At 52.4% G+C, this 13,363-nt stretch carries 13 protein-coding genes; all 13 read right to left on the bottom strand.

Annotated features, from left to right (window positions below; genetic code table 11):
- Positions 1-18 precede the first annotated feature (18 nt).
- Entirely contained in the window at positions 19-2,688 is a 2,670-nt protein-coding gene (locus L2W48_RS01645) for a motility associated factor glycosyltransferase family protein (RefSeq protein WP_236097966.1), read from the bottom strand.
- Positions 2,689-2,750: 62 nt separating this feature from the next.
- Positions 2,751-3,005 carry a carbon storage regulator CsrA gene (gene csrA, locus L2W48_RS01640; protein WP_236097965.1) on the bottom strand — a complete coding sequence of 85 codons (255 nt, stop codon included), beginning with the start codon at positions 3,003-3,005 and terminating at the stop codon, positions 2,751-2,753.
- Positions 3,006-3,015: 10 nt separating this feature from the next.
- Positions 3,016-3,453 carry a flagellar assembly protein FliW gene (gene fliW, locus L2W48_RS01635; protein WP_236097964.1) on the bottom strand — a complete coding sequence of 146 codons (438 nt, stop codon included), beginning with the start codon at positions 3,451-3,453 and terminating at the stop codon, positions 3,016-3,018.
- A gap of 17 nt (positions 3,454-3,470) precedes the next feature.
- Positions 3,471-6,563, bottom strand: coding sequence for a flagellar hook-associated protein FlgL (gene flgL, locus L2W48_RS01630; protein WP_236097963.1), 3,093 nt, complete (start codon positions 6,561-6,563; stop codon positions 3,471-3,473).
- A gap of 12 nt (positions 6,564-6,575) precedes the next feature.
- Positions 6,576-9,146: a flagellar hook-associated protein FlgK gene (gene flgK / locus L2W48_RS01625; protein WP_236097962.1), complete on the bottom strand. Its 2,571-nt coding sequence runs from the start codon at positions 9,144-9,146 to the stop codon at positions 6,576-6,578.
- An 11-nt stretch (positions 9,147-9,157) separates the two neighbouring features.
- A complete protein-coding gene (flgN, locus tag L2W48_RS01620) occupies positions 9,158-9,601 on the bottom strand; it encodes a flagellar export chaperone FlgN (protein ID WP_236097960.1) in 444 nt (147 codons plus the stop codon).
- Between the two features lies 1 nt (position 9,602).
- Positions 9,603-9,893, bottom strand: a complete 291-nt coding sequence (locus tag L2W48_RS01615; RefSeq protein WP_236097959.1) for a flagellar biosynthesis anti-sigma factor FlgM — start codon at positions 9,891-9,893, stop codon at positions 9,603-9,605.
- Positions 9,894-9,978: 85 nt separating this feature from the next.
- Positions 9,979-10,365: a hypothetical protein gene (locus L2W48_RS01610; protein ID WP_236097955.1), complete on the bottom strand. Its 387-nt coding sequence runs from the start codon at positions 10,363-10,365 to the stop codon at positions 9,979-9,981.
- Entirely contained in the window at positions 10,356-11,051 is a 696-nt protein-coding gene (locus tag L2W48_RS13075) for a ComF family protein (protein ID WP_236114826.1), read from the bottom strand. The genes L2W48_RS01610 and L2W48_RS13075 overlap by 10 nt, the downstream gene beginning before the upstream one ends.
- Positions 11,030-11,449: a GNAT family N-acetyltransferase gene (locus L2W48_RS01600; protein WP_005661771.1), complete on the bottom strand. Its 420-nt coding sequence runs from the start codon at positions 11,447-11,449 to the stop codon at positions 11,030-11,032. The genes L2W48_RS13075 and L2W48_RS01600 overlap by 22 nt, the downstream gene beginning before the upstream one ends.
- Positions 11,450-11,454: 5 nt before the next feature.
- A complete protein-coding gene (locus L2W48_RS01595; protein WP_236097952.1) occupies positions 11,455-12,609 on the bottom strand; it encodes a DUF3084 domain-containing protein in 1,155 nt (384 codons plus the stop codon).
- Positions 12,606-13,046, bottom strand: coding sequence for a YkgJ family cysteine cluster protein (locus L2W48_RS01590; protein ID WP_236097951.1), 441 nt, complete (start codon positions 13,044-13,046; stop codon positions 12,606-12,608). Before L2W48_RS01590 ends, L2W48_RS01595 begins: the two co-directional genes overlap by 4 nt.
- Positions 13,043-13,354 carry a hypothetical protein gene (locus tag L2W48_RS01585; RefSeq protein ID WP_005661767.1) on the bottom strand — a complete coding sequence of 104 codons (312 nt, stop codon included), beginning with the start codon at positions 13,352-13,354 and terminating at the stop codon, positions 13,043-13,045. Before L2W48_RS01585 ends, L2W48_RS01590 begins: the two co-directional genes overlap by 4 nt.
- Positions 13,355-13,363: the final 9 nt, after the last annotated feature.

Below are 13,363 nucleotides of genomic sequence, written 5' to 3'. Positions count from 1 at the left end.
AGAAGTCCGGTTTACCCCTCAACTATCACCTCCTGTCTCGTCTTTTTTTTCGGACATATACTCCCAAACCTTGAGGTCCTGAGAAAAAAACTCCATCAAATTTATAGGAACCGATACTCCCAGTTCTCTGAAGATACCGGGGTTTTTCCCAAGCGATTCGCATATATGCCGTGAGGTATCCGCTATCAAGGGATCCTGAGCTTCCAGGCAATCCAAAGACGTCTTCACCAGCCATTCCAGGAGAGGGGCGCAACCACCTGGACGTTCGCTATGATAATCCTCAATTATCTCGAGAACCATATTCATCGTCCCCACCAGATCCCCTTCGTTCAAGAGTCTGTCAGCGTCCAACCGTTTGGTTTCGAAACCGATAGGATCGGATATCAGTCGGAAAGAGGCGATGTCCTCCAGGTAAGTCCTCAAGCCGACCATGACATCGTCGATCAGTCTCTCTATATCTCTATCGTCGGGGTCGTATCTCCTGGCGTTGTCAAGCAGCATCTTGGCAAGCCTGTATTTAGGCACGAAACACAGATCGTGAGTAGAGACTATCTTGGCGTAATCCTTTAGAAACTGTACCATGACACTGTTTTCCAGTCTAAGTCCCTGAAGTTCCAGAGCCACCGACTCCATCAGATAAGAGGCCTCCTCGGCCCGTCCTTGACCGTGAAGGACAAGGGCACATTTCCACCGATCGTCAAGAGACCAACCCTGTGTTACCGGATCGCTCCGAGACAGCGTCAAATTGAAGGAGATCATCTCCGAACCTGAAACATCGATAAGATCATGATCCTCACCTAACAGGCTCTCTAAGGTCGTGTTTCTCGACTCTTCTAATACATCCTCATCGGAGGGGAAGCCCTTCAAAAAGGCGGAGACGTATTCCAGCCATTGTTTTATATATCTGGCACAGATCCTATGTGCCTTGAACATCTCCCGATGTATAGTCTCCCATTCCCTTATCTGAGGGACGGACTCGAGCCATCTAGTTCTGGCTATATCCATACCGGAGAGGTTGGCGTAACTCTGACCGATAAAGGCCAACACCGGGTTTATCCCGTTTAGTTTATCCAGTCTCTCGGACATTTCCGACGCTATCTCACGCCGTTTTTTAGGGGCTAGTCCCGCAGATATGGCTCTGTCGACCATCTTTTCCAATTCGTCGACCTCCGAAAGAGTCCATGTTATACCAGAAAGCCCGAAATCTATTTTATCCTGGATTTTAGAGATAGACTCTTTGTCGATAGACCTTGGATGTTCCGATACGACAGAACCAGGAGTTTCTTCCATGGGAGAAGAGGAAGCGACAAAAAGATCCATGAACTCCTGAAGAGGACGAACATCCGTACCTCTTATAAGGGCTCCCCCTTCGGTACAATCGTGAACTCTTAACTTCATATCCGGTATCAGGTTTTCGAAAACCTGAAGGAACAGGAACCATATGTGATGGGTCTTTACAGTTCCCCCTAGAGCACCGGGGATCTCCAGATAGTCCTTCTGTCCCCTCTCTTTTTCCAGAGACTGAGCGGAAGAAGCCGCAGTGGAGCCAGCATGGGAACTTCCGTCATCTCCGAAGGCAAGATCCTGACCTATCAGAGCGACGTCCTCGGCTCCCAAGATCTGAGCGAGGACGAGAGCCATGTGAGCGACGGACATACCGGACCTCATTATGCTGCCCCCCAGCAGCTCGCCTAAAAACCAACGGTCGACAGGCACCTCCACCTTTCCGACCACGATTTTAGGGCCGGGCCAACGACCCTGAATTTGAGGCGGAGAAACGCCTTGACTGACTAGGAGTATTTCACTGCATTCTTTCTCCCAATTCTCCATCAAGTAACGGAAATAATTCGTATAGGTATGAACGGGACGCTCTAACGTCACTACAGCATGAGGGTGAATGCCCTCTTCCAATAGACGTCGCAGGGCGGTGTCCGCAGAGATAATAACGCAGCGATCCTCCATGCTTTTTAGAAGGTGAATATTTTTTTCCAAAGAAGGTCCTGAAGCGACGCAGATACATGGCCTTTTCTCGAAACGATCGGCCAGAAGACTTATGGGAGGACTTTTCAGTATCCAAGGTGCGTTCAGAGCTATCTGTCTAACCCCGATAAGAGTGTCCTCCGGAGAATTGCCTAAAATGTCTATGTGGGTTCTGACCTCCTTGGCGAAGGAACGCCAAAGCTCCGAAAAGGTATCGTAAAAAACCTCTAGCTCCCCTTTGTTTTCAATCGTCTTGCCTTCTATGACGACGAAAGCTCCGAGAGGACGTATATTCACACCGATGGTCTCTCTGACCAAAGGCGTCTCTGGAGTGGCCAGAAATGAAAGGTGGCACCCTGCGGGTATCGCTCTATATACCGAAGTAATGCCCAGGGTCATTATCAAAAGATCCAGGTTAGGCTCGAAGACAACGACGCTCAATGTACCAACAGGCAAACCCCAGAGAACATGAAATAGACTGGGAGGATATCCCACTCCCATAACGAAAAAAAGAGCGTGTTTTTCCTTGTCTCTTTCGGTAGGACGGGCAGTTGAAACGTCAAAAAAAGGCTCGATCTCCCCTTCCGTAGGAAGACGCACCCACTTTCCCTTCGGACTGTGAGATACGTCAAAAGAGGGGATACCTCTATCGGAGAGACGTTCTTCGAGAAGAGAGGCCAAAAGAGGCTGTCTCGCTCTGAGTTCCACAAGGTTTTTCTCCCAAACTGCGTGATCAAAGGATACCATCACAAACTCCCCTCACAAGACGTCTATTCTTTTTCCCGTTTTTTATTCAAAAGCAACTCGCCTATTCTCAAAACATCTCTGTTACCCTCTTTTTCCACCTCTGCAGCTAATCGGTTTTGAGCCTTTATATCCTCTAAAACCTCGGAGCGCCATATGGAGATATCGGTAGGAGCGTCTATGCCGAGTTTAAGGGTGTCGCCTTTTATTTCTAATACCGTTACTACGATCCTGTCGTCTATGACTATCGAATCTCCAGGTCGTCTCGATAAAACCAACATCGATTCTATCCTACTCTTTCGTGGAAGGAGAAAAAAGAGGATGCCTCACATCATAATCCTCGTTCAGAGCTATGACCTGCATGCCCAATCTCTTCTCTCCGTTTATCAGTATCGGAGCTTTCAGATTTACAGTGGAATCATGAACATCTCCCCTGGAAAGGGATAAGACCACCACCACCGTTAATTTCTCCAGCTTTTCCGTCCCAAGATCCGCTAAGACCGATTTGGAAATATTGGCGTCATAATCGATGAAGAAGGACCTAGGATGTGCTATAGGAAGAGCCACGTCTTCCTCTACGGAATGAAGCCACTTAACAGGAGAGTCTTCATCGCCTACAATCAGCCATTCATGGAGGTGTTCGAATCCCGGTATCCCTTTCGGAAAAAAGAAAAGGTCTTTCTCCTCGTAAGAAACATCTTTAACTCTTGAAGAGGCAAGTTTTTTCATAAATATCTCCCTTAAGCCTAACTCAGAAAGTCCACCAGCGTAGGCTGGATTATCCTGGCTATGGTGGCAAGTCCGGCCTGATAGACCGACTGGGCCGACATGTATTCCATGGCCATCTTGGCCAGATCGGTGTCGCTTATGGAGCTGTACAGCTCGGTGTAGTTGCCGTTGTTCTGGGTCAGCCTACTGGAGCTGCCCTCATATCGTTTGACCAGGGCACCCTCCTCTGTACGGCACTTGAGAAGGGAGTCTATCTCGTTATCTATGTCGCCTAGGAGCGTAGTTATTGCCTCGCTGTCCTGCCCCTTGACCGCGTCTATGAGATCCTCCATCATTCCGAAAAAATCGGTCTGGCGATAGTCGGCCCCGGTTCGTCTCGTTACAACCTGACCGTAGGGGCCCGTTCCTCCGTGATCAGGGCTGGTGATGGTAGCGGCCCCGAAAAAGTCGTTAGCCAGATCTCCCGATACGGTTATCTCGTACCCCTTGGGAGATGTCAGAATGACGTGATCGTCTCCGGCCTGGTCGGTGTATAGCTGGGCCTCTACGTCCTGTCCCTGAAAACGGGCGTTTATGAGGTCCACCACCGAGGTCATCTCGTCGTGGCTCAGATCTCCGCTTCCGTCGGCATCGAGCTCTCTGAGGTCCATCGTGTGCTCGTATCCGTCCACCGATATCGTGAGGGTGTTCGTGGTGTCGTCGACGACAACCGGACCGGCAGGCAGAGCGGCCCCCCTGATCGCCGTATCTATGCCAAAGGCTGCCGCCGCACCGGGACCACCTGCCGTCATGGCGGCCGGTTCCAGGTCGTAGACGTTGACGGCGGAGCCGTCTTTTGCCGATATAGAGAGCCTAACGTCGTTGGTGCCGTCGTCCAGATCGGTATCGACGTAGGATACGTTAAGCCAGTTTCCGGCATATTTGCGAAGTTTTTCGGAAAAATCCTTCATGGTGTCTCCCGGAGCCACAGATATATCCACGGATCGCCCCAGGGCCTCTATGCGCATAACTCCTCCGGAGCCGGTATCTACGGCCAGATTTTCCGCAACGGATTCTCCCTGTATTCCCGAAGCAATGCCGCTTTGGAGGGCAAGGCCAGCGCTGTATTCGTCCACTGAAGGATCTCCGAAGGAACGGTCCACGAACTGTAGAGGTTCCCCTGACGTTGCGAACAGGGCCACTCCGCCGGAGGAAAGCTCCTTGAAACCGATGAGGTCCTCGCCGTCGGGGCCTTTACCTACCTGACGCTGGATTTCCCGAGCCATCTTGACGTTGTCCACAACTCCGCCTGTCGCTATGTCATCGGAGTAGAGTTTCAGATCATAGTCCCTCTCTCCTACCGACACGGTCATACGGGCAGGCATGTTGGGATCCAGATCTCCTCCGGTGGGAAAATTTGCCGTTCCCTGAGCGTATACGGCGGTGGACAGTCCCATAGACTGAATTAGCGAGGTGTTCGCATTCGTCCCATCGGTGGCTAGGTCCATCATGCTTACAGGAGCTCCGGCCTCTTTGGCCCTGATGACCAGGCGCTGAGTTCCGTTTTCGAGGTTACTTCCGGATACATCCGGACCAGCCACTCCGTCTCCCGGATCGGTCTGTACGACCACTTCGAGCCAATCTCCCGCTACGGCCCTTATCTCCTGGGCCAGGTCCTCCAATGTCATGTCCGGTCCGGAGTTGACCAAAATTTCCGCTCTGTTATTTCCCGACTGTATGTAGAAGTTCACCTTGTTCGTGTCCGAAAGTCCGGAAGCGATGGTAGCCCCTTCAGAATACTCGGTTCCCTGAAGGGATGTCTCCATTCCCAGCAATCCCATAAGGCCTATATGACTGTGATCGTGAGGCTTGGAAACTGCTTCGGAGGCGACCGGGTCGGTACCGAAAAGGTTTGTCGCTCCACCCTCGGGAGTTACGTTGAGTTTTACGTTCTCATCGCTGGAGACTACGATGAGCTTGGCGGAAGATGTTCCGGAATCTATCACCTTACCGACCAACCCCTCCTGTCCGGAGATCTGGTCGGCCATCTGATCCAAGGTCATTCCGGCTGTGAAGTTAAGTGTGGTGATATTCTGGCTATCGTCTATAGCTATTTCGATCGAGCCGTCCGATGGAAGAACGTAGCCGCCAGGCACGGAGTCATCCACTGCAAGTGATTCTACTGCCTGGTTCATCGGTATATCGTCCGTTTCGGGCCAGGATATCATGGAGATAGGTTCTCCTGTATGGCTGCGAATCTCCAGCTTTTGAGTGCCTGCGTCCTCGTCTTTTATTACCTGAACCGACACGAGCTTCCCGGCGTCTCCCATATTGACCGAGCTCTCTATGGTCTCGGCTATATCGTCCAAGGACATAGGGTGAAGCTCTCCGGGATCTCTGAATCTGTTGTAGTCGGTAAGGGTAGAGCTGTCGTAGTTATCGTCCTCCCAGTCTTCCTCGGGTATCCTGATCTTAACTGAACGATCTCCGACCTGGATCTGTATTATCTCATTTCTGCCGGTCCACTCGAAATCGGTGGGAACGTCGGCACTCCTCAGGGTATATTGGGTGTAGTCATCGGGGAAGACCTCTTTGCCCGTCACGGATACGTCGCTGACTATGCCACGCTCCATCTCGAACTGAACTCTGTAGTCGTTTCCTGCGTATATCACGTGTCCTTCCTCGTCCCTCTGGAAGGCGGGGACGGACGTTGCCGCGCCGGAAAGGAGATATCGACCCTCAACGCTGTAGTTGGCGGCCTCCCTTATGCCCTCTTGGAGTTCTATCATCTCCTGAGCGATTGCATCCATCTCCTCGTCGTTCAAGGCACCGCTTCCGGCACGAACGGAGAGGGATCTAACCCGATCTATCATCTCACCTATCTGATTGAGAGCCGAATCGGTGTTCTTCAACCAGGTAAGACCGTCGTTCATATTTCTTATATATTGCTCGTTTTCGTATATGGTGGTGCTGAGGGAGAGCTCCCTGGTCACGTCTATAGGCGAGTCCGAGGGTTTATGGTGGAGCTTTCCCGTCGAGCCCTGTTTGTTCATCTTAAGAAGACGGGCCAAGTTATTGTGCATGTCCGTCATCATGCCACCGTACATCATGGAGTTACTGACCCTTCTCATGGGTTACCCTCCCTACAGGCCGACGCGGCCCATGCCGTTTATAACCTTGTTGAGCATTTCGTCCAGGGTAGTGATATAGCGGGAGATGGCGTTGAAGGACTGCTGAAATTGCATTATCTGCATCATCTCCTCGTCTATGTTGACCCCCATAACCGACTGTCTCTGAGAGCTTATCTGGTCCACTAACGTGGTCTGGTTGGACAGCATGGACAGAGATCTCTGGCTTTCCACCCCGAGCCTTGCGATGAAATCCTCGTAGTATTCGTTGAAGGTGGCGCTGTCGCCAGCCATTACCTTGGCCTGTTTAAGCTGAGCCATCGCTATGGCGTTGTCTCCGTTGCCCTCTCCTTTGGACTGGCCGTTCCCGTCGTCGGCGGAAGCGGCGAAGAGCCCGGAGGCCTGCACCAGCTTATCGTTCACGGAGAGATTTCTGGAAGCCCCCGACACAACGGAGGTCGAAGAGAAGAAGGCCGTTCCTGTTACGTTCGAATAGTCTCCGCTTCCGTGACCGGCATAGTGTACCGCGTTCATCTCGTTTATCAGGTTGTAGGCTATGGCGTCGAAGGATTCCAGGTGTTGCAATATGACGTCGTCTCGGACCTCCATGAGAGCTTTTATCTCTCCTCCGGAGACGTGATGTTCCACCCTTATGGCGGAGCTGCCTGTGTTTTTCAGGCTGAGAACTATTCCCGAAGCGACATCCTCCATGGAAGAAGCCTTATATCCGTCGGAAGCGGATATCTTTCGAGCTTGCCTAAACTCGTTGAAAGAGGACAGATAGCGATCGTCGTCCACCATTACCAGTGCATCAGTAGAGGTGGAGAGGGTTTCGGTGGAGTATTCCGCGGCGGTTCCCCCCATAAGCCCGAGACGTCTGGCGGCATAGGAATCTCCAGCATCGGATCCCATAACGTTTATCCTGCTGGACTCGCCTACCACGTCGCTTTCCAAGACTAGGTAGTAGTCTCCGCCTCCGTCGCTTTTCACCGATGCGTGGAGCCATTCCGACGGATCGTCTGGCATGTCGTCGCCGTTGTTATAAGCACCGTTTATCTTGTTCGCTATTGATCTAAGGGTGTCGTCGTTGTCTATCTCGACCGTTACCACCGGGGCATCGTTCTCGAGTCCCAGCGTTCCGGAAAGTAGGTCTCCCTTCATGTCGTTGAATGAGAGAAGATGGTTGTCGCCGGATTTTATCACCAGACGGTCTACCGATCCGGAGCTCTCTACGTATACCTCCAACCGACCTCCCACACCGGTGTCGTTCTGAAGAAAGGACTGAAGCTCATCGAGGGAAAGCTCTCCACCTGCGGACACCGTGCCGGAAGAGCTGTTGCCGCAGCGGCTGGACATCTCCCATTCCGACGTCGCAGAGTTCCAGGAAACCGTTACGTACATTTCCTCGGGATTGCCCGGCATGGAGTTCAGGTCTTGAGAGGCTATTCTGAAGGTATACTCGGTACGATCGGTTCCTCCGGGAAACTTGAGAAGCGCAGGGCTTCCCATTTCGTTGTTCATCTGGTTGCCGGTGGCTCTGACTCCGGAGGATCCAACCTGCAGTCTGATGGTTCCCTCTATGTTCATGGCCTCGTCCGGATCGCTCACCGGCAGTCGACCGACGGCTCCGTTTATGGTTCCCCCTCCGACTTTCCAGGTCGTCTCGCTGGCAAGCCTTTCTACCGCCACGGAATGGATCGCCTCGGAGGCCTTTTGGCCTATCGAAGCGGTCAAAACGTCGGTATCTGAGACGTGATCGAAGGTATTGTCCTCGACCTGAACGTCGTAGAAACCGGAGTTACCTGGAACGGACTTCAATTCGAGATGTCTGGCCTTATCTCCCTGAACCAATATCCTTCCGCCGAGATATATCTTGTACTCGCCGTCCTCCATATCGGAAGGGGCGCTTACTTCACAGTCTATAAGAGAGCAGAGCTTTTCGGCCAACAGATCTCTCCGATCGTAAAGGTCGTTAGGGTTGCCGCCGGTTCCCTCGACCTCCCTTATCGTAAGGTTCAGGGCGGAGATCTGGTCTATATAGGTGTTAGCCTCGTTCACAGCCAGGGAAACCTGTTCGTTCAATCCGGTCCTGTACTCTTCGTAATTTCTAGAGAGACTGTCCAGATAGGTTCCCAAGGTTCCTGCTTTGGATATCAGGTTTTCCCTAGCGGAGGAACTGTCCGCATGTTTGGAGGCTTCCTGAAGAGCGGCCCAGAAATCGTCTAAGCCAACCCTGACGCTTTGGCCGTTGGGCTCGTTGACGAAGGTCTCTAGGGTGTCCAGCCCCTGGGTCATTATGTCCCAATAGCCTTTTACCGTGCTCTCCTCCCTGTATTGGAGATCAAGAAATTGATCTCTGAGACGGGCGATGGCATCTACCTTTACTCCAGTACCGACCTGCCCTGGAAGAGCGGGACGATTCAGGCCCGGTTCGGTAAAAGGATCGGTGGAGGAAGCTTCAACTCTCTGGCGGGAATACCCCTCTACGTCCGCGTTGGAGATGTTATGACCGGATGTCTCGAATCCCTGACGGAAATAGCTGAGGGCCCTTCTTCCCATCTCGAACCCGAAAAAACTGTTGATCATGAGGCATTCACCTAACCTTTCAAGTCAAGAGACGATAGGGATTGATTTCCGCCTAAACGCCGCCATTCGTCTATAAGCATATCGTTAAGGGCCTTGTTTTCCTCGACAAGGGAGTTCAGCAAAGCCATCTCGGACCGAGCAGATTCGACCGCGACTCTCAGGCCTTTTCCCGCCTTCAGCATCGCCTCGGACTCCTCGGGCGTACCTGAGGCGGCCAGTTCATTCAAGGTCGGGGAGCATTTTCTGCTCTCGGCTATCTTATTGACGACCTGGGTCCTCATGGACTCAGCGGTAATAGCCTCCTGATGGGCCTGATCCATGTCCTTGAGGAGGTCCTTCAAAAGTTCGAGGCGCCCCTCTTTGAGCGCCTCTCGCTGTTTCACGACCACAGACAGGACGCGATGGATCGCCTCCGTCTGCCGTTCGATAACGCCTACGATCTGAGACGACCACATATCAATCGGAAGACCTGGTCAGCCCGGCCGCTATCAGCTTGGCCGCCAATATTCCCATGTCGGGATCGTAGGAACCGGAGTCTATGCTCTCGGACATAGCCTGGACCTTGTCCTGCCTGACGTCCGATACTTTCCTGGATTCCATCATGGCCTTGCCCAGAGTCTGGGCGAAATCGCTTACCTCTACTCCGTCGATTTTTTTATCCGTGCCGACGTTGGAGTCGATTTTTTTACGGTTCTTTACGGGAGAACCGCCGTTGTATAAATAAGATCCGACTATTTTATCTATCATCGTGATATCCCCCCCAGGAGCATCTGGTTATGTATCGGATTTCGGGGCCGACTCCTTAACAGGTAGAAGATCGCGAACTTTAACCTCATCTACCCCTGCGTTCCTGTCTAAACATGGTCTTTTTCTTGTGTTCCCCGTCGGAGGAAAAACCTTTTATCAACTTTTCTCTACAGGCATCGCAGTACTCCTGCCCGGAGTGGACCTCTGCGCCGCAGGACTTGCAACGAGGCCTGCCGTCGTCTTCTCCGGAGAGGCTTAAACGCCCTTGGTCCACCAGCACCTCTATATATATTTCGTCTACATTCAGCATCTCGGACAAAGAATATACGTCCAACCGGGAGCCGTGATGATCCCTTATGGCTTTTCTGGCGTTCATGTAGACTTCCTCCAGATCTTCCCAACAGGAAGGACATATATCCGCCGTGACGGTTGCGAAGACTTTGTCGCAGATCTTACAGTGTTTCAGCTCCATGATAGATCTCCTCTCTCGTTAGCGTTTATCGACCGACTCCACGTGATGGACAGAACGTTCTCGGCACCGGCTTCGTAAAGAGCCTCCGCTCCTCTTAGAAGGGTGGTTCCGGTCGTCCTTACGTCGTCGACGAGGGTACAGCTCTGCCCCTTAAGATCGGGACCTCTCCAAAGGATGGAGTTTTTTGGCATACTCCTCCTGGCCTCGGCCCCAAGTTCCGACTGTCTTTCCGATGTCCTCCATTTCAGATGATCCGACAGAACTACACCCCAAACGTCCGATATCCCCATAGCCAACCATCGGGACTGGTTGTATCTTCTGGTACTTCCACGATGGAGAGGAATGGGCACTATGCGATTTTGGGGAAAGGGCATGACTATGGCGGATCCCAGAGACCGTCCCATTATTCTTCCCATTCCCGACACACCGTGATATTTCATGGATAACACTAACTCTCTGGCCATGCCGGAGTGGACTGCTCCCGATACGGAAGGATAACTATTACCGTGAAGACGACAGGGTATCTGCTCTCCGCATATCAGACATCGCAAGGGGGCATCCCGAACCAGTTCGTCCGAACAGGAACGACAGAGGACGCTGGCCAATTTACCGCAAACGGGACAGCTTACCGGCCACAGAAAATGCAAAAAAAGGTCTATCGAGGTCATGAGTATTCTATAGGACACCGAAGCAACATCATCATGCCTTCCTTGGGCTCGAACCCCATGTTGGCCAGAAAAGGGCCCAGCTCGCTGCTGTAGGTGGTTATCATCGGGATATTCCTTATGGCAGGGTGTTCCAGGGCATACCCCATCAGGCTGGAACCGAGCCCTTGCCCCTGATGGTCCGGATGTACCACCACGTCCCATAAAGAGGCCCTGAAGACGAAATCGGTGATTATTCGACAAAAGGCGACCAACTCACATTCATAACGGACGGAAAAACAGAGGTCCGTGCCCTTGAGCATTCTCTCTATCTGCGATACGGAACGGCTTCTTCCCCATCGGGTAAATCGATACAACCCTTGAAGTTCCTCGGAAGAGAGTCCTATCTTGCTGTCGTAATACAGGTATTCCCGATCCATCTGGTCTACCCCTCGTCTAGACCGATCGACAAGGTCACTCTGACCGGTCCCTCGGTGTATATGTCCTCGGCAGCCAGCACCGACACGATTATCTGGGAGCTTTCGGTGTCCTTAAGCCTGTCTACCGCCTCGTAAAAATCGGTTGCGTCTATCTGCCCCACCGTCCTGGTGAAGGGATCCCTAAGGATACCGTCCCTGACCGCTATGGGGTTTACTTCCTTGAGAATTTCGTGGAGTACCCCTTCAGCCTCTGCCACGTCGTTTACAGAGGGAACCGCTTTTCTGAATACGAGCTCGCCTTTTCTATACACTCTAACGCTCTCGTATACCCTGTAGCTGAGGGTGACTGGCTCTCCGGCGACCACGTTGGACAAAGCTCTCGCCCGGATTACCTTTCTGCTGTTTATGACGAGACATCGCGAAATCACCCGCTCCTCTTCCTGTTCGTCCTTCCCGATAGAGATGTCCTCCGGGGATATAGAGGCTCTTCTGGCCACTATAAATCTCACTTTATTCCTCAGATTGGACATTATCGAGAGCAGGTCTTCCCTGGACGCTCCCTCCTGAACGGTCTCCTGAGACAAAAGTTCGTCCGCAAAGGCCACTACACGTCCTTCTCTGACCGCCTCCAGACCTCTACGAAGGTTTACCGCCTCGGAACGAAGGGCCTCTATCTGTTCCTGAAGCTTCGCCCTCTGAGAGCGCAGCTCGGATATCTCCTTTCTGGTGGCCTCTAGCTCCGGGGTGAGAGAGTTCAGCTTCTCGTTCACATGAGCCAGTTCCTTTTCACTGTTTTCCAGCTTCTGGAGGCTTTCGACGTAGCGAATGCCCATTAGATCCGATTCGTCTCTGGCTTCCTGAAGCTGGGATGTTAGGTCCAGGACCTGTCTCTGAACGTATTTCAAGCTGAAGAGGGCGGTCCTGACGGTGTCGGAAGTCACAGCCAGAGCGGTCATTATCCCCATGGCTATAACCATGCCGGTTATGGCTGTTATAAGGGTGCTGGTATGTCTGGGCCTTAAGCCAAAAAGGGTGATCCTTTTTTTTGCGATTCTCATGCCTAACAGGTCGCCTAAGAAGGCCACCAGCGCACTGAGAAGGACGGTGAAAAATATCAGCTGCCAATTCATCTCCGGCAAGGCATCGGCTAAGGATGTCAATTTACCATCTCCCCGAGGTATTTGACGTAGGAATCCAGTATCCCCTTTATTTCAGGACCGTCGTGCATGACTCCCTGGTCCATTCCGGGACACATTTTAGAGGCCTTCCGCCAGGATTCCGGGGTATCCAGTATCTCCGGCCAGAAGGGCCATGTCCTGCATTGCAGTGGACGTGTCGGATATATGCGACATCTGGCGGTCGCAGGATCGTAGAAGAGACATTCGCCGTTCCATCTCTCGTCGATGCTGGGCAATCCCCATCTACCGGTTACATATCCTCTACGAAACTCCCCTAAGGATAGCCCCAGGCAGTAAGCTATTCTCATCTCCTCGTATCTGGAAAAGAAGATGGCGCCAGGTTCTCCTCTACAGCATCTTCCGCATCCTACACAGGAGAATCTAAGCCCTTCGAACCACCAGGGAGAGGATGGCTTCATGACTTCTCGATATCTTCGTCGGGCAGGGAGGACGCCAGAGAGTCGTAAAGGACCTTCCAAAGACCGTTGTCGTTCTGCCCCGCCAGGGCCTCCGAGGCCATCTCCACGGAGAGATCTTCCAATATCCCGAAGGGGCGATCGTCCTCGTCCTTGCCGCCGATCTCCCGGGCCTGTTTCATCATCTCTTTCCAGGTCTGGGCCATAAAGACGCTCTCGAAATCCTGACAGGCTTTCTTTAAGGTTTCGTGAGGGTCTTTTCGTCCTCCGCTTAAGCTGAGGGCCGATAGTTCGGAGTTATCAATCTTCACCTCTAATAC

This window comes from Dethiosulfovibrio russensis (assembly GCF_021568855.1).
GTDB lineage: Bacteria > Synergistota > Synergistia > Synergistales > Dethiosulfovibrionaceae > Dethiosulfovibrio > Dethiosulfovibrio russensis.
The sequence above is the reverse complement of the archived record's forward strand: the minus strand, read 5'-3'. Positions and strand labels throughout refer to the sequence as shown.

Coding starts and splice junctions, on each gene's coding strand:
- L2W48_RS01590 (WP_236097951.1), bottom strand. CDS start 13,046: ATGAAGCCATCCTCTCCCTGGTGGTTCGAAGGGCTTAGATTCTCCTGT.
- L2W48_RS01615 (WP_236097959.1), bottom strand. CDS start 9,893: ATGATAGATAAAATAGTCGGATCTTATTTATACAACGGCGGTTCTCCC.
- L2W48_RS01610 (WP_236097955.1), bottom strand. CDS start 10,365: ATGGAGCTGAAACACTGTAAGATCTGCGACAAAGTCTTCGCAACCGTC.
- flgK (WP_236097962.1), bottom strand. CDS start 9,146: ATGATCAACAGTTTTTTCGGGTTCGAGATGGGAAGAAGGGCCCTCAGC.
- flgN (WP_236097960.1), bottom strand. CDS start 9,601: ATGTGGTCGTCTCAGATCGTAGGCGTTATCGAACGGCAGACGGAGGCG.
- fliW (WP_236097964.1), bottom strand. CDS start 3,453: ATGAAAAAACTTGCCTCTTCAAGAGTTAAAGATGTTTCTTACGAGGAG.
- csrA (WP_236097965.1), bottom strand. CDS start 3,005: ATGTTGGTTTTATCGAGACGACCTGGAGATTCGATAGTCATAGACGAC.
- L2W48_RS01600 (WP_005661771.1), bottom strand. CDS start 11,449: ATGGATCGGGAATACCTGTATTACGACAGCAAGATAGGACTCTCTTCC.
- flgL (WP_236097963.1), bottom strand. CDS start 6,563: ATGAGAAGGGTCAGTAACTCCATGATGTACGGTGGCATGATGACGGAC.